A 16,537-nucleotide genomic window follows, 5' to 3' on the forward strand; every position below is an offset into this window, starting at 1 on the left:
CGATCGCACCTCTACAAACTAAAACGCAGTCCCCCCTATCCCCACCTACTCCGGTAAATCCTCTAAAATCCCCCGTACTACCTTAGCCCAATATTCATCCTGATACTCAACATATATCTCCAACGCTGTCTGCAAATTCGCCCTAGCTTCTGCGTAATTCTCCTCAGCTTGTGCAAGCGTTCCTAAACAATGAAGCGTAAGGGCTTGCGAATAGCGATCGCCAAATTCGATAAAAATTTCCAGGGCTTGTTGATAATAATCCCGTGCCTGGTGGTATTGGCGCAACTCTTGGGCAACCCTTCCCAACTGGTGGTAAGTGCTAGCACAAGTATAGCGATCGCCAAATTCGATAAAAATTTCCAGGGCTTGTTGATAATAATCCCGTGCCTGGTCGTATTGGCGCAACTCTTGGGCAACCCTTCCCAACTGGTGGTAAGTGCTAGCACAAGTATAGCGATCGCCAAATTCGATAAATATTTCCAGGGCTTGTTGATAATAATCCCGTGCCTGGTCGTATTGGCGCAACTGTTGGGCAACGCTTCCCAACTGGTGGTAAGTCCTAGCACAAGTATAGCGATCGCCAAATTCGATTTTGATTTCCAGGGCTTGTTGATAATAATCCCGTGCCTGGTCGTATTGGCGCAAATCTTCGGCAACGCTTCCCAACTGGTGGTAAGTCCTAGCACAACTATAGCGATCGCCAAATTCGATATTGATTTCCAGGGCTTGTTGATAATAATCCCATGCCTGGTCGTATTGGCGCAACTCTTCGGCAACGCTTCCCAACTGGTGGTAAGTGCTAGCACAACTATAGCGATCGCCAAATTCGATTTTGATTTCCAGGGCTTGTTGATAATAATCCCATGCCTGGTCGTATTGGCGCAACTCTTGGGCAACGTTTCCCAACTGGTGGTAAGTGCTAGCACAACTATAGCGATCGCCAAATTCGATTTTGATTTCTAGGGCTTGTTGATAATAATCCCCTGCCTGGTCGTATTGGCGCAACTTTTGGGCAACGTATCCCAACTGGTGGTAAGTGCTTGCTAAGGAAGACTTGATTTGTGTTGCTTCTACACCTTGGAGTTGTTGGGATAATTCGATAACCCGCAAATAGGATTCTTGGGCTTGGGGATAATTTTGTGTTTGTAAATAACCCATAGCAAGGCGATCGAGTGCCATCACAATTTCCAAACCTATCTCACCTGTTCTAATTTCTGGTGGATAAGCGACTTGTGCCTTACAGACAAATTCTGACAGTTTCAAACGACTTGGAATATCATTAATTAACTTTAAGTATTCACTTAAGCAAAAGAAAATATCAATAGTTTCTTGTTTCTCTAAACAAATCTGCAAGGCATTATATAAGTTTTCATATTCCAGCCGACAGAAGAAAATCCCAATCTGCCGTTCTTGCGGTTCCTTCGATTCCATATAGCGATTGTAGTCACGAGCTAAACCAATATAGTGGTTTTTAAAACCCTCTCGTAAGGCTTCGCGGGTAGCTGCATCGCTTTCTGCTAATTTTGCTTTGAGAAAGAAGGGAAAAACAGGTTGAATTTGTAATAACTTTTCTGCCCCTCTCCTCGCAGGAGAGGGGTTAGGGGAGAGGTCAGAAAGCAAACCCCAATTTATCGCTTCTTGAATTGCTTCATCAAACTTATCAAAATCATACTCCTGAAACTGTTCTAACTTCTGTAATTGCTTGGCATAATTAGGAATATCGCTCCTATCAATAAACCCACTAAAGGGAGCTAAACACAATAATAACTTCTGAGCATCCGCTGATAAATTACTATGGGAATATTCCACACATTTGAGAATACTCTGGGTTTTATCTTCACTTCCCGTATCTAAATTAATATCTGCTGCTGCTAACTTTGCCAAAATTTCCTGGGATGACAGACTTTTCAAATTCGCTAACACCACTTCCATTGCTAACGGATACCCCGCTAACACCTTCATCAATTTCTGAAAATCTTCCTCTTCCCGAATCTTACCTATCTTATTTTCATCCCCCACATTCCGTTCTAAAATCTTATTAGATAACTCCGTCCTCGCTTCCGCATCTAATCCCCGCAATTGATAAATATTCTGTTTAAAAGCCCCTTGCAACCAAGTTTCATCACTACGAGAACCTAAAATTACCCGCGTTTCTCCCCCTCCCAACCGCGTCAAAAAATCTTGCAGTTGCTTTTGCTCGTCTGACGCTAAAGTATTTTGAATCGCTAAAGCTTGTCCCGTTACCGACTCCAAATTATCTAATATCAAAATATGAGATTCTGACCGTAATTTAGCTAGAAGTTTCTGCATCTGAGCAGTTAAATTCATCGCTTGAAAATTCGCAAACTCAAACTTTTTATATACCCGTTTGCCAATCTCAAACAAAATCTGTGTCAGCGTCCAAGCTTGTTGATCGTAACCAAAATAAAATATCTCCGGTGCAAAGTTCGTCGTCTGCCACCAACTACGCAAATAATTTAACAGCGTAGTTTTTCCCGTTCCTCCCATTCCCTGCAACAGCAAAATATTATGACGAAACAAAGCCTTCTCAATCTTCAAAATCTCCAAATCTCGCCCGATAAATCCATATTCTGGCGGCGTATATTGATATAAACTCCCCAACTTATCAAAATATTCTTCTTCTTCCTCCGCTCTAAATTTACGCAAATTCAAATTCACCAGTTGGTTACTATAAACCACAGGCAAAAGCCAATCTTCCAAATCAATATCGGTATTAAAATAAGCCTTCCGCGTCTTATTATTAAATAACTCCCTTCTCCCCAACCGAATCGCTTCGCTTATCTCCTTCCCCCCAAACAAGTTTTGATAAACCTGTTCCATCATCAACCGCGCAGCCGAAACCGTCACCGAATACCCCATTGCCACTACCATTTCCATTCCCGCAGTCATCAACCGACTACCCAAACTCGTCTCTGTTGTCTCCCTTCCATTCTCCTCCGTCTCTCCCTGCTCCCCTGCTCCCTGCTCCCTGCCCCCTTGCTCTCCATTACCCCTTACCTGCTTCCCCGACTGACAAGCATTGAGAATACAAACGGGAATCCCCTTCCCCGTCAACAAATTCGCTAATTCCCCCGCTTCCACCGGATCGGCTTTTCCCTTACTTTCCCCATCCAAAAACAAAAATGCCTTTACCCCTTCATAAGGTTGAATATCTTCCCGTCCCCACCTAGCTTGATAGGTATATCGGTTGCGTTTCACCCCTTCCTGAATATCTGCATAACCCATCAACGCCCCGTGACAATCAAAATGGATGATATGGTAATATCCCGCACCCTTGGCCTCTAAATGTCGTTCTAAACTTTCATAAGTACCCGGACGCAATAAGTCAATATTTACAGGCAAGTGACTCTTTTGAATCACCTCAATCAACGGACGAGCAATGGTACGATAACCGACATCATGCTCCTCATCCGGTCGAGCAATGACCACCAACAAGTTAATTATCGGCGATTCTGCCATATTCGCCGCCACTGATGCAGCTTTATCAAGGCGCTTGCGTATCATTACGCAATCCACACTCAAAGGTCGCGGCCAATCCTTATCCCGCAAAGCTTCCCAGTGCAGCGCGTGAAATTCAGGGCTATTACCTACTATCTCAATTTTTACCTGCTTCAGATTTACCCGCAGTTGACGATAAAAGCTATAAGCATCAATATCAGCCTTAAAAACCTGGTTAAATAAACTTTCCCCGTAACTAACAACACTCGTTTTCGCTGCTTCTGCTTTCTTCCCGTTTAACATCGGGTAAGTCAGCCATTCCTCAAAATACCATTCGAGTTGCCTTTCTTCTTTCGGTGTAAAAGGGTCAGTAATATTGATTGGGTATTCGCCACCCTCAAAAATCAAACTTGCGGCAAAACCCTCTGCTGTTGGCTGCTTTTCCCGAATGGTGATGACTGCCATAGACAACACTATTAGCTCAACGTAAATGCCAGGATATATTTAGATACTTACACAGAACCTAGAATTTCAGAAAATTGTCGCCAAATTCCCCAGAAAAACATCCGCTTAGGGACTCCCAAATAAAAATATTCAACTACTTCTTGTGGGGTGGGCGTCTCGCCCGCCCTTCCTTATGGGCGGACAAGATGTCCACCCCACAAGTAGTGGTAATTAATTTCTTGGAAACCCCTTACCATCGATTTCAATTTTTTTTTATCCCACCCCATTGAAATTAAATAAAAGCCCGTAATCATAACACAAAAACAATTGTGCAAGAGGTCTAGTATACCTGGATTGTTTCGATATAATAATGACTCATTGTTTGTTTTCTTTCTTAACTGGAGAAATTAATGGGTCGCGCCAAAAAGGTTGTTCTGGCATATTCTGGCGGAGTAGATACCTCAGTTTGCATTCCCTACCTGAAACATGAGTGGGGTGTGGAAGAGGTAATTACCCTAGCAGCAGATTTAGGTCAGGGAGATGAGTTAGAGCCAGTCAGAGAAAAAGCTCTGAAATCGGGTGCAAGTGAATCTTTAGTAGCGGATGTTAAAGACAGCTTTGTTAAAGATTACGCCTTTGCAGCAATTCAAGCCAACGCCCTTTATGAAAATCGTTATCCACTAGGAACTGCCCTTGCGCGTCCGCTAATTGCCAAGGTATTAGTAGAAACAGCCGAAAAATACGGTGCTGATGCGATCGCTCACGGTTGTACTGGTAAAGGTAACGATCAAGTCCGCTTTGATGTGTCTGTTACTGCCCTTAACCCCAACCTGAAGATCCTCGCACCCGCCAGAGAATGGGGAATGAGTCGTGAGGAAACCATCGCTTATGGTGAAAAGTTTGGTATTCCCTCACCAGTGAAAAAATCTTCTCCCTACAGTATTGACAAAAATTTGCTTGGTCGGAGTATTGAAGCTGGTTTACTCGAAGATCCTTCATTCGAGCCACCAGAAGAAATCTATGAAATGACCAAAGCGATCGCTAACACACCCAATGAACCAGAGTACATTGAAATTGGTTTCTATCGTGGAATTCCCAGCAGCCTCAATGGTGTCCCCAAAAAGCCAGTTGAGTTAATTGAACAAATCAATCAGCTTGCAGGAAATCATGGTGTTGGGCGGATTGATATGATTGAAAACCGTCTAGTAGGCATAAAATCGCGGGAGATCTACGAATCACCCGCGATGCTAGTCCTAATTCAGGCACATAGAGATTTGGAAAGTTTGACTCTTACAGCCGATGTCACCCATTACAAGCGTGGAATTGAAGAGACTTATAGTCAAATAGTTTACAACGGTCTGTGGTATAGTCCACTCAAAGCTGCACTGGACGCTTTTATTCAAAAGACACAGGAGCAAGTATCAGGAACCGTGCGAGTGAAGTTGTTTAAGGGTAATGCCACCATCGTTGGCCGCTCTAGCGACAATTCCCTCTACAGTCCTGACTTGGCAACCTATGGAGCCGAAGACAAATTCGATCATAAAGCAGCTGAGGGCTTTATCTACGTTTGGGGACTACCAACTCGTATTTGGTCGCAGTTAACTAAAAGTTAGGAGTTGGGAGTTAGGAGTTAAGAGTTGGGAGTTAAGAGTTGGGAGTTAAGAGTTGGGAGTTTGGAGTTTGGAGTTTGGAGTTTGGAGTTAAGAGTTAGGAGTTTGGAGTTAAGAGTTAGGAATTGGGAGTTTGGAGTTAAAAATGCAAAATACAAGAAAGAAAGTTAAAAGAAATAACTTTTTACTCTACTCCTCACTCTTCACTCCTCACTCTTCACTCCTAACTCCTAACTCCTAACTCCTAACTCCTCATTCCTCACTTTTCACTTTTCACTCCCAAGTTCCTTAACTTGACGAGACTCCAACCATACTGGCACAAAGATTAAACCAGCCAGAATCAGTAATGCTACGATCGCGAATTTACTGACCCAAGCAACCAATTGCTCTAGGGAGATAATTTTGCCAGCAAAGAAAGCTAATGTCACCATCAAGCTAGCCCAAGCAAATGCTCCTAAAAAATTGTATACAAAGAATTTTCTGAAGGGCATTTCCGCTACACCAGCTAGTGGTGCGGCAAAAACTCGCAATAATGCTAAAAAACGTCCAACAAATACCGCTTTTGCACTATTTTGACTAAATTGCTCTTTAATATTCAGCAATCGCACTTCCGAAATCCGAAAGATGCTACCGACTTTTACCAAAAAAGCCCAGCCGCTAAGTCTACCCACCCAGTAGCCACAAACTCCGCCAATTACAGCACCCATAATTGCGTCACCGAGAACCAGCCAGAAATTTAGTTCGTCGCTACCAGCCAAAAATCCGCCCACTAGGGTCACGGTTTCGCCAGGAACAGGAATGCCTAAATTTTCTAGCAAAATTCCCAAAAAAATTGCCCAATAGCCGTAATTATGAGCGACTTCCTGGATGTTTTCTAGTGAAATCAGCTCTAAAGACATCCCGCACCGCCGTGTTTACAAATTTTTACTTTTACTATATCTTTGCTTGTTTTTAGCTGGGGTGTCAATCAAACTACTACACAGATTTGTAGGCTCATTTTGGACTCAAGAATCCATATATTATAGTCTATGATTATTATTAATTTTTATCTAATAATTATAGGATTTTTAGCGATCGCTACCACAAACCCATAATTTCGTAACAACAGCGAAAATAATTTATAAAAAATTTATAAATCTCTGGTGAAATTATGAAAATTTCGTAAAAGATACGGTTGATACCGAATTTGTTAGGCGCTTATGCCTATATTGGGAAAAGTTATTACAAATTATACGACATGAATACTGAAAAAAACTCTGTCAACTTCACAGCTGGAATTACCTGGGTATCTGGGTAAAACAGTGATTTTGCTGTTGAAAGAGGAGATGTATTTATGTCTTTTTTCGGTTTTTTTTTCAAGTGTTCCAACTACCCTGTTAAATTCATGACTCTCACGAAAGAACTTCAAGTTATTTTATTCAAACCCCAAGCAAGTATTGATTTGCAAGGTGGCATGGCTTTGAGCGAACAAATGGCTGGAATTGTGCCCCAACCTAATCAACTCTGGGTTATCGATCTGGCAGAAGTTAACTTTATGGATAGTTCTGGTTTAGTTCCTCTAGTCAAAGGGTTAAAAGCCGCACGTCAAAGAGGCTGCCGTTTAGTTCTATGCAACGTACAAACCCCTGTGAGACTAATTTTGGAACTTACACAGTTAGACACAGTGTTTGAGATATTTGACACCTATGAAGATATCTTTAGTACCACAAAGAATGACAGTCTGGTGCTAGCAGGCTGATATATAAATCTAACTGAAGAAGGATGGCGGAGTCAAGCAATTTTGCATTTATTTAAACTTTTTGTGCATCCTCACATCGTCAAAGAAAAAAGTCTGGTGCTAGCAGGCTAATTTTCTATCTTTTCTAGAAAACAATGTTGAGGAAAACTCATAGTTTCCTAGCTGTTGATGCAGTACCGAAAATCAGCAAAATCGGTCACAACAGATGCAATTGTTTCCTAGACTCCCCAGTTTCTTGCAACCAAAGTTTTTAGACTACTCTCAGATGATGTTTGAAAACTGGTATACCTTTTGCGAACATTCGTCCAAACTAGCCTAGAAAAGGGCAGTAGGCGAATCTAAAATCCTGCTGTTCCTCCTTTTGAAGGAGGAAAGTAGGATGAATTTTAAAGAAAAGTTTTTGACACATTCAGCTACTAGTTTTCAAAAATCCTCTTTTAGGCATTCTGGGGAGTTGAAATTTGATTTTGTTCGCCTGCGGGACGAGGAAAGTTTGGCAAATCAATACCGCTGTGACTAGCATTACGGGTTTTGATTGCTAAACGATAACTTACACTTTGCAGTTCCGCCTGGAGTTGGCGGTTTTCTCGTTGTAGCATTGCCACTTTTTCTCTAACTGGTGTCATACGCTCCTCAAATTTCCGGCGGTAAATTTGAGGGAGTTCTTGTACAACTTGCTCCAACATCCGAGTGCGATCTGTTAGTTCTTGGACTGACTGTCGCAATTGATAAATTTCGGAGTCACGAGCCGTAATTTGATCTTGGTAAAATGCCACTTGCTGTTCCACAGCTTGGAGTTGTTCTTGCAAAGCTTGTAACTGCGTGTTGTCACGCTCAACCTCTGGCTGCTGGGGCATAAAATTAGTATTACCCTTTACCAGCCGGAAGAGTTCTTGAGATAGCTGTTGCACTAATTGGTCGCGGAGTTGCAACTCTTGGCGTAGTTGCGATACTTCCGTAGAGAGAACTTGAATGTTTGACGTATTAGATTGACTCACAGTAGCTTACCGCTCCCATTCAGAATCTTGTCCAGTCTTAGGTATAACTGCGGGAGTACTACCTTTGGCAAGTATTTGTTAATTTAGCATTACCAACCAAGTTACTGGTAAATAAAAAAACAAAATTTTATTGAAGGGGATTGATGGTTGGGCATTGGGCATTGGGTAGGGGAAAAGGTTAAAGGGGAAAGGGAAAAGGAATAAATTTAGTCTTTCCCCTTTTCCCTTTACCCCTTTCCCTTTCCCCTTGTCTTCTGAGTAGGGGATTGGTGGTTAGGCATTAGGCATGGGGTATTGGGTAGGGGAAAAGGAATAAATTTAATCTTTCCCCTTTTCCCCTTACCCCTTTCCCTTTCCCCTTGTCTTCTGAGTAGTGGATTGGTGGTTAGGCATTAGGCATGGGGTATTGGGTAGGGGAAAAGGTTAAAGGGGAAAGGGAAAAGGAATAAATTTAGTCTTTCCCCTTTTCCCTTTACCCCTTTCCCTTTCCCCTTGTCTTCTTAGTATGCCCCGTGCCCTATTTTCTATGCAGTTGCATTTGCAGCCACTTTGGCAGTTTTCGCTTCTTCGAGTTCCTGTTTAATGGTCAGATAGCGAATCACGTCTTCACTCAAACGCATGGCGCGTTCAAAGGGGGCGATCGCTGTTGCAGGTGCAGTGTAATTTAATTGGATGTAGATCCCATCGCGGTGTCTTTTGATTTCATAAGCCAGACGACGCTTACCACGATTTTGAATTTGGATATCCTCTGCGCCTTGTTCGCGCAGCAAATTCTGATATTTGCCAATTGCTTGCTCTACCTGTTCGTCTCCCAAGTCAGGACGCAGGATATACATTGTTTCGTAACTTGTGGTCATATTTTTTAGTCTCCTTATGGACAAAAAATGGCTGCTAGTGTTAATTTATACTTCGCTTTTTATTGAAAATACTAGTATTCATCAACATCTGAAGCAACAAGGAACTATAATCTTACCAGTTTTCAATTTTGTTTCATTAGCCAATCCGCCGAACTTTGGATTTCATTTCTTGGATGTCCCTATTGAAATATTAGGTCGGGAGCCGACCCCAGATTTCTTTAGTTCGCCAGCAAATTGATTCAGCTATCAGCTTAGCCTTTTTCAAAGGGGATTTGTAGCGATCGCTTTTTTGCTTAAGGCTTTATCGCTTCTCCAAAAAGCTAACTGAGGATTGCTACTACCTGCTTACAGTTTTTAATCAAAGACAAAAGGATGTCGATCGAGGTTATGGCGCAGCGCTATGTAAGAATTCAAAATCAAGAAGGACAAATTTACTATGGGTTACTACAACCATCCTTTAACGTCCAGGTGTTAGATGCTCCCCCTTGGTTAGAAGGACAACCCACTGATTTGATTTTAACGCCAGAGAATTATCACATTTTGGCTCCCTGCGCTCCGTCAAAAATTGTGGCGGTGGGGAAGAATTACGCCGATCATGCTGCGGAAATGGGAACCCCAGTGCCTTCTGAACCACTAATTTTTCTGAAGCCACCCACAACAATTATTCCATCTGAGTCGGAAATCAAATATCCTCCCCAATCGCAACGAGTGGATTACGAAGGAGAGCTAGCATTAATAATTGGCGATCGCGTTTTTGACTGTACGCCAGAAATAGCCCAAACTAAAATTTGGGGCTATACCATCGCTAATGATGTTACAGCACGGGATTTACAAAAAAAAGATGGTCAATGGACGCGAGGCAAAGGTTTTGATACTTTTTGTCCTTTGGGGCCTTGGATTGTGCGGGAATTAAATCCAGGTGCGAGATTGCAGACTTTCCTGAATGACGACACCAACCCAGTCCAATCTGCCTGTATCGATGAGATGGTATTTTCACCGGATGTTTTAGTGTCTTATATCAGTCAAGTGATGACGCTATTACCGGGGGATGTGGTGCTTACAGGAACGCCAGAGGGTGTTAGTCCAATGCAAGTGGGCGATCGCGTCCGTGTAGAAATTGAAGGTATTGGTCGCCTGGAAAACACCGTAGCGACCCGTTAACCACTAGCGCACTTGCATGTACACTGCGTCAGAAATCGCTGGAATTTCTGCATAACGACCAATCAAAGACTGGATGACTGAATATCCAACTGCTACCACTACACCCAAAAAGATCGTGTTAGCCACTGTTTCAATTGCAAAGGCAGTACCAGGAACCTGTCCTAAAATTCGCACCAATATGGAACACAAAAATATAACTATGTCCAAAAGAATTGCCTGCATTGTGTTGAAACGAATGAAGTGACTAATTTTTTCGTTTCTTACCACCAGTAGGAACAAGGCAAAAAATACGATTAGTTGCCCCAATTGTCCCAAACTACCGTAAATTATTAACACTGGTTGGAGCGGTAAAAGTAGGACTTGTAGTACTGGAAACTGAGTAAACAAATAGCGACCAAAGATTAAACCATCAATTAAGGGCAGCAAATAAGGCAAGCAAGCAAAAATCCGATCTGGAACAGTTGTAGACCCGCGCCAAGTCATTGTGCATTCTCCTATGGTTATATTTCAACACTTACTTGACCTTAGGATAACGCAGTTGCTTGGTCTTGCTGGTAAATTCAGTTATTCTATATGGGCGATGCGAAAGCCCATTACACATTCATATTGGTCTGGCTGCTGTTGAGTAAGTTTGCGAATAGCTTGACCACAGCGCAATTGACCACCACGCCAACGGGGTTGGCCGCTCCCATCAGCGAGTAAACAAGACGGGCAAACTTGCTCAGGGGCAAGGATTTGCTCGTCCATTAAAATGACTAGCATGTAATCCCTCCTGTAAATTTTCATTGTCACCTAAATTTCGCTGCGAGACGATGCTGCTTGTAGCTATCAAAAAAGACAGCGCATACCATCTAGAATACTTAGAAGCTACATCCTACGTGTTTGTAGCAAAAGGTCGGTGTCACAATTTAATCAAAGTTATCAAGTGAATCTTAATTTATTGTATGTTCTGTTCCGTGGAGATTGGGTTGTTGATTAAAAAAGGCTGATTTTAAGGTATTGACTTTGCGAAAATTTAAGTATATGAAACTAAGTTAACTTCATAGGCTTTTTAGGGATGCAATTAGGAATTACTGAGGTAAACTTGCAAGCAAGCAAACACAAAATATTACTGGGCGGCTTGTAGGTCTGGGCATCATTTACAATGGAACACTGGCAATTTCTGATACAGAGGCAAGGCGATCGCTCGTGGCATATCCTGGAATCGCCAAATTTACAAATTTTGGCAGGGCATTATAGAGTTCTGGCTCGTTCTAGCCTGCTAAATACAGATGTGGAAGTGCGCGTCACTCACTTTTCAACACACGAAGCTACACCAAAACGCCGAATTTTCAAGCGATCGCGTCGCACTAACTCAGAAGGCTTAATGGCGGTAATTCCTTTTACTGACTTTGAGCCAGGAGTCTGGCAACTGCGCTGTTCCGGCGATTTGATGTCAGATATGCTCGGTAAATCTTGGCAATACAGTATCGAAGTGCAAGTGGTGTGCCAGGAAGCAGACAACCAGGGGAGTAGGGAAGCAGAGGAGCAAGAACCAATAAAAGAAGTGACACCAAGTGTTTTCTCCATACCTGTTACTAATGTCCCACAAGCATTACAAACTCCAGATCTGGCCATCGCTACCTCCGCAGAACTGCCAATTCCTACAGATAACAGCCCTGACATAGATGTTGTGCCAAATGTAACTCAAGAAACATTTGTGCCAAATTTAACTGATTTTGAAGATACAGCTAGCAATGCTGACACAGCATTTGTGCCAAATTTAACTGATTTTGAAGATACAGCTGTTGCCCTAGATGTAACTCAAGCAGAAGATACTGCTAGCAATGCTGACACAGCATTTGTGCCAGATTTAACTGGGTTTGAAGATACTGCTATTACCCTAAATGTAACTCAAACAGAAAATACTGCTAGCAATGCTGACACAGCATTTGTGCCAGATTTAACTGGGTTTGAAGATACTGCTATTACCCTAAATGTAACTCAAACAGAAAATACTGCTAGCAATGCTGACACAGAATTTCTACTAGATTTCACCCAACCAGAATATACAGCTAATAATACTGATATAGAAATCGTCCTAGATGTAACTCAAGAAGAATATACAACTAGTACTACTGACACAATTACTGCCCTAGATATAACTCAAGCAGAACATATAAGTAGTAACACTGATATCGGTATTTTACCAGATGTAACTCTAGAAGAATATACAACTAGTAACACTGGTATGGTTTTTGTGCTGGAAGATGTAACTACGGAAGAAGATATATATAGCATTACTAATACGACTATTGTTCCAGATACAACTAAAAAACATATACTTAACAGTACTGAAACAGATATTGTCACAGATGTAACTAATGAAGAAAATATAGGGAGCGATCGACCAGTCAGTCCTGTATGGTTCAAAGGTGAGACGGTAGAACAAATTTTACAAAATTTAATAGAATTAGCTTTACCTGCTCCTGAACCGCTAACTGAAGAAGAAAATGTTATGGATTCTTCAGAAACACAACAGCTACCGCCATTATTGCTGACTTTAGATCGGGATACTTATATTGCTCGTTGGGGACAAGCTCTCACAATTAATGGATACGTAGAACTTGAAGAAAAGACGAATTCAGAGCTTGCTGAAACATTATCACCAAAAATTGTCCGTGGACTAGAACTAAAAATTGAACTGCGATCGCCTTTAGAATCGCAAATCTTGACCCAGGTAGTGCAACCATTACCAGACCAAGAACTACCTTTCAATATCAATACCTCCATTGATATTCCTGCTGAATGTGAATCAAAGTTAATTTTGGCGGATATCATTTTGTATGGTAAATTCACTGACACCAGTGAAGCCACACAGTTAGCCAACCAATCCTTCACAATTACAGCAGATGTAACAGAATTACTGACAATCACAGCCGCAGCAAAATCTAGTACATCGTCCAATAAGGTAATAGCACCATCGCTGTCCTCTAGCGATTCCACAGAACCAGAGCCAACTTTTAAGCTTGATTTAAAACTATTGAACCTGGTTAAAGTTAGAAAAACAGACCAGCCTCTGGTAGGTAACCCATCTCCAAACACACCCCTACCACCGCAAATAAACCTCCAACTTCTGCGAGAAGCCACTCGCGGCACATCTGAGCAGAAAATTTCAGCTAGTTCGCCTCAATTACCAAAATTGCCTCCCATTCAAATTGATGTCAATACCCCCACAGATGTTGTTGCAGAATCTCCTTTACAAAACGAGCTTTTGGAAAAGGATGCTACCATTGCTGCCATCAACTTAGAGCAATTAGTCATCAGGCAACGTCGAATACCAATAATCGACACGACTTTTCCATACTTGAAACGCTTACCAACTGTCTCAACTGCTACAGAAGAAGTAAAAGATAATGCTCCAGATACATTGGAAATTGTAGCGACTGATGACACATCGCAATTGGACGCAATTATCGATGAAGATAAAAATACAGCCCAAACACCAGTTGACACAAATTTAGAAGTCCAAGAACAATCTGTCGCTCAAATACCACCTCAAGCCAATTCACAACTCCAAGAACAATCTCTCCCTCCAACACCACCTCAAGCCAATTCACAACTCCAAGAACAATCTCTCCCTCCAATACCACCTCAAGCCAATTCACAACTCCAAGAACAATCTCTCCCTCAAATAACAATTCAGACAAATTCAGAATTCATTAAAACAAAACTTTACTCATCTCCCTTGCTCAGGAAGTGGATGCACAGCCAAGGATATTCTTTCCCTGAACCCATAAATGAGCTACCACCCCAAGACCACGATAACTATGTTCCAGATGAACACGTATCGCTTTCTGTGAGTGCAGAAACCCCCAATAGTGATGTTGATGCTGTTGATGTCAACTTGCTGTCAAGTGTAGATGCCAACACAGAAATACTGGAAGATACAAATACAGTAGAAAAAGTAGACCTGGTTATAGAGGAAAATACGGAAGTAGAAAAAGTATCAGAAGAACCAACATTTTCACCACCTTTGTTATCAGAAATACCGCCTCCTCCGCCGATTCACAGAAATACAGCGTCAGCTTGGTTGTCAGAGGAAGTTGTTGTATATGATACATATAGTGACTTAGAAACTGATACAACCAAGAGTTATGCTTTGGAAGAAGAGGAGCAAGCATCACCAGATTTATCTAGTGTTCTAGCTATAAATGTCGAAGCACTTGAGCCTTTACCAATTCCACAACTGTATGTACCAGAAGGCGAACTAATAGCTGGAAAGTCAGTGATAATACGGGCAGTAATACCTGAAGTATCTCGACCAGTTGCTATCAAGTTATGGGTTGAAGATTGTCAAACTCGTTGGTTATTAAATGGGCCTCATTTACTGACAAATTTACTACCCAACACCTTAGGAGGGTTGGAAGTAATGACGCAACTGAACATTCCCTTTGGCTGTTTGGAAATTCGCTTAGAAGCGATCGCTCTCGATCCAGCAACCCAACAAGAGAGCCACAAAGTTACAATAGTGCGAAGTGTGATTCCTCCAGACTTGCCCAATTTAGAAATAGATGAACTATTAGGTATTTAGGCATTGGGCATGGGGCATTGGGCATTGGGCATGGGGCATTGGGCATTGGGTAGGGGAAAAGGTTAAAGGTTAAAGGGGAAAGGGAAAAGCAATAAATTTAATCTTTCCCCTTTTCCCCGGTTGGTGAGCTTGTCGAACCATACCCCTTTCCCTTTCCCCTTGTCTTCTGAGTAGGGGATTGGTGGTTGGGCATTGGGCATTGGGCATTGGGTAGGGGAAAAGGTTAAAGGGGAAAGGGAAAAGCAATAAATTTAATCTTTCCCCTTTTCCCCGGTTGGTGAGCTTGTCGAACCATACCCCTTTCCCTTTCCCCTTGTCTTCTTAAGTATGCCCCACGCCCCATGCCCCATGCCCAATATCTGCTGTGTTAAAAATCTTTAGAATTTAAAAAATCTGACTCACTTTGCAGTAAGCTCATCTTGAATTGTAGTGTGATTTCACAGGGACTTGTTCTATGGCATTTGAATTTTTGCCTACTATTTTGGCTAGCACTTCCTATTTGCCTGCTATCTTCGTTCCCATCATTGGTTGGGTTTTACCAGGTGCAGTGTTCGCTTTTCTATTTTTATACATAGAAAGCGAAGATATTGCTTAACTGGTTTATTCCTTCATTGGTAATTGGTAATAAATTACTTTGCTTTTTACCAATTACTTGATTATCACACCAGAATTCTGAATTCTGATTCAGGATTCAAAAGTAAAACATTCAAGTATAGGTCAATCCAAAATCCAAAATTGATTGACTTTGCTTGCAATCTGCTGTAACAATACCGCCTATCTCAAAGAGACAGGCGGCTTTTTAATGCTGATTTCTCAACAAATGCTAAAAAATTCAGACTTTATAGTATTGGCTTCAAACTAGTTTTAGATTGAAGAACCCAGTCCGGCATAGGCACCATAAAAGAAAATGCCCAACACTGTAATTACACCTAATCCTGCGACCGTAGCGACGACCCACAGGGGAATTCTCCCACTTCCAGACACAGCTTCTCTCCTCCCTTAACAACAAATCAACACACGTTCAATAAACAAAGATTAACAATGGTATTTCTAGTTAGTTAAAGAAGTAACTAGAAAACAGAATTCCCAGAACAAAAATTAGTAGTAGTCCCAGGTATAGTGAAGTCCGGTTTAATTCAACCGGTTGATTATTAGGATTGGGCGATCTTTCCATAACTTGCTCCTAGCGTTGAATAAATTGCATTGCGGCGATCGCGCCCAAAAAGAATACAGTTGGTACACCTAAGGTGTGAACTGCCAGCCATCTAACGGTAAAAATTGGATAGGTAACTGGTTGATTGATGTTATTGCCGCTAGTCATGATCTCAAACTACTTTCCAATAAATTGTTCAACTTGTTGTTTTGCATCAAAACGGTTCTTCACAATTGGTACTTCTTGCCGCACTGGTGTGAAATATTCATTGGGGCGGGGTGTACCAAAAGCATCATAAGCCAGTCCGGTGCTGACAAATAACCAACCAGCAATAAACAATGCGGGAATGGTGATGCTATGAATTACCCAGTAACGAACGCTGGTAATGATGTCCGAAAACGGACGTTCTCCAGTGGTACCTGACATTTAGATCCCTACCTTCATAAAGAATGTATTGAGTTTATTATCCTACAAAGTTTAGAAAGAGTTACAAGTTGCAACGTTCTTCTCAGAAATGTCATTGGGAATATGGGGGGGTGGGGTG

At 41.9% G+C, this 16,537-nt stretch carries 15 protein-coding genes and 1 pseudogene; 6 read left to right on the plus strand and 10 right to left on the minus strand.

What is annotated here, in order from left to right:
* Positions 1–45: 45 nt before the first annotated feature.
* Positions 46–3,924 (minus strand): tetratricopeptide repeat protein, encoded by a 3,879-nt coding sequence (locus VF06_RS18205; protein ID WP_099073052.1) that lies wholly within the window; start codon positions 3,922–3,924, stop codon positions 46–48.
* A gap of 389 nt (positions 3,925–4,313) precedes the next feature.
* On the opposite strand from VF06_RS18205, the gene VF06_RS18210 reads away from it, so the two are divergent.
* Positions 4,314–5,516, plus strand: a complete 1,203-nt coding sequence (locus tag VF06_RS18210; RefSeq protein ID WP_099066081.1) for an argininosuccinate synthase — start codon at positions 4,314–4,316, stop codon at positions 5,514–5,516.
* A 263-nt stretch (positions 5,517–5,779) separates the two neighbouring features.
* Here VF06_RS18210 and VF06_RS18215 read toward each other — a convergent pair whose 3' ends face one another.
* Complete coding sequence (locus VF06_RS18215; RefSeq protein WP_099066080.1) at positions 5,780–6,412, minus strand: DedA family protein; 633 nt, start codon at positions 6,410–6,412, stop codon at positions 5,780–5,782.
* 485 nt (positions 6,413–6,897) lie between these two features.
* On the opposite strand from VF06_RS18215, the gene VF06_RS18220 reads away from it, so the two are divergent.
* Positions 6,898–7,251 (plus strand): STAS domain-containing protein, encoded by a 354-nt coding sequence (locus VF06_RS18220; protein WP_180267360.1) that lies wholly within the window; start codon positions 6,898–6,900, stop codon positions 7,249–7,251.
* 437 nt (positions 7,252–7,688) lie between these two features.
* On the opposite strand, the gene VF06_RS18225 is transcribed toward VF06_RS18220, so the two are convergent.
* Positions 7,689–8,249, minus strand: coding sequence for an Npun_F5560 family protein (locus VF06_RS18225; protein WP_099066078.1), 561 nt, complete (start codon positions 8,247–8,249; stop codon positions 7,689–7,691).
* Positions 8,250–8,773: 524 nt separating this feature from the next.
* On the minus strand, positions 8,774–9,106 hold the full coding sequence (gene rpsF, locus VF06_RS18230) for a 30S ribosomal protein S6 (protein WP_099066077.1): 333 nt from the start codon (positions 9,104–9,106) through the stop codon (positions 8,774–8,776).
* Between the two features lie 387 nt (positions 9,107–9,493).
* Between rpsF and VF06_RS18240 the strand changes: the two genes are divergently transcribed.
* Positions 9,494–10,267, plus strand: a complete 774-nt coding sequence (locus tag VF06_RS18240) for a fumarylacetoacetate hydrolase family protein (RefSeq protein WP_099066075.1) — start codon at positions 9,494–9,496, stop codon at positions 10,265–10,267.
* A gap of 3 nt (positions 10,268–10,270) precedes the next feature.
* On the opposite strand, the gene VF06_RS18245 is transcribed toward VF06_RS18240, so the two are convergent.
* Together VF06_RS18245 and VF06_RS18250 are read right to left on the minus strand one after the other, a co-directional pair.
* Positions 10,271–10,750: a Tic20 family protein gene (locus tag VF06_RS18245; RefSeq protein ID WP_099066074.1), complete on the minus strand. Its 480-nt coding sequence runs from the start codon at positions 10,748–10,750 to the stop codon at positions 10,271–10,273.
* An 81-nt stretch (positions 10,751–10,831) separates the two neighbouring features.
* The gene (locus tag VF06_RS18250; RefSeq protein WP_099066073.1) at positions 10,832–11,029 is read right to left on the minus strand and encodes a hypothetical protein; all 198 of its coding nucleotides are present in this window, start codon (positions 11,027–11,029) and stop codon (positions 10,832–10,834) included.
* Positions 11,030–11,411: 382 nt separating this feature from the next.
* Between VF06_RS18250 and VF06_RS18255 the strand changes: the two are divergent.
* From VF06_RS18255 to psaI, 3 genes and pseudogenes are all read left to right on the plus strand, one after another.
* Positions 11,412–11,768 (plus strand): annotated as a pseudogene (locus tag VF06_RS18255) (hypothetical protein); the annotation flags it as partial.
* A 432-nt stretch (positions 11,769–12,200) separates the two neighbouring features.
* Complete coding sequence (locus tag VF06_RS43625; RefSeq protein WP_423752220.1) at positions 12,201–14,840, plus strand: hypothetical protein; 2,640 nt, start codon at positions 12,201–12,203, stop codon at positions 14,838–14,840.
* Positions 14,841–15,294: 454 nt separating this feature from the next.
* Positions 15,295–15,435, plus strand: coding sequence for a photosystem I reaction center subunit VIII (psaI, locus tag VF06_RS18260; protein ID WP_099066072.1), 141 nt, complete (start codon positions 15,295–15,297; stop codon positions 15,433–15,435).
* A 269-nt stretch (positions 15,436–15,704) separates the two neighbouring features.
* Here psaI and VF06_RS18265 read toward each other — a convergent pair whose 3' ends face one another.
* From VF06_RS18265 to psbE, 4 genes are all read right to left on the minus strand, one after another.
* On the minus strand, positions 15,705–15,824 hold the full coding sequence (locus tag VF06_RS18265; protein WP_073644363.1) for a photosystem II reaction center protein J: 120 nt from the start codon (positions 15,822–15,824) through the stop codon (positions 15,705–15,707).
* A gap of 70 nt (positions 15,825–15,894) precedes the next feature.
* Positions 15,895–16,014, minus strand: coding sequence for a photosystem II reaction center protein PsbL (gene psbL / locus VF06_RS18270; protein ID WP_096533973.1), 120 nt, complete (start codon positions 16,012–16,014; stop codon positions 15,895–15,897).
* 9 nt (positions 16,015–16,023) lie between these two features.
* The gene (gene psbF, locus VF06_RS18275; RefSeq protein ID WP_015115279.1) at positions 16,024–16,161 is read right to left on the minus strand and encodes a cytochrome b559 subunit beta; all 138 of its coding nucleotides are present in this window, start codon (positions 16,159–16,161) and stop codon (positions 16,024–16,026) included.
* 9 nt (positions 16,162–16,170) lie between these two features.
* Positions 16,171–16,419, minus strand: coding sequence for a cytochrome b559 subunit alpha (psbE, locus tag VF06_RS18280; RefSeq protein ID WP_099066071.1), 249 nt, complete (start codon positions 16,417–16,419; stop codon positions 16,171–16,173).
* Between the last annotated feature and the right edge of the window lie 118 nt (positions 16,420–16,537).

Source organism: Nostoc linckia z4, from assembly GCF_002608075.1.
GTDB classification, from domain to species: Bacteria; Cyanobacteriota; Cyanobacteriia; order Cyanobacteriales; family Nostocaceae; genus Nostoc; species Nostoc linckia.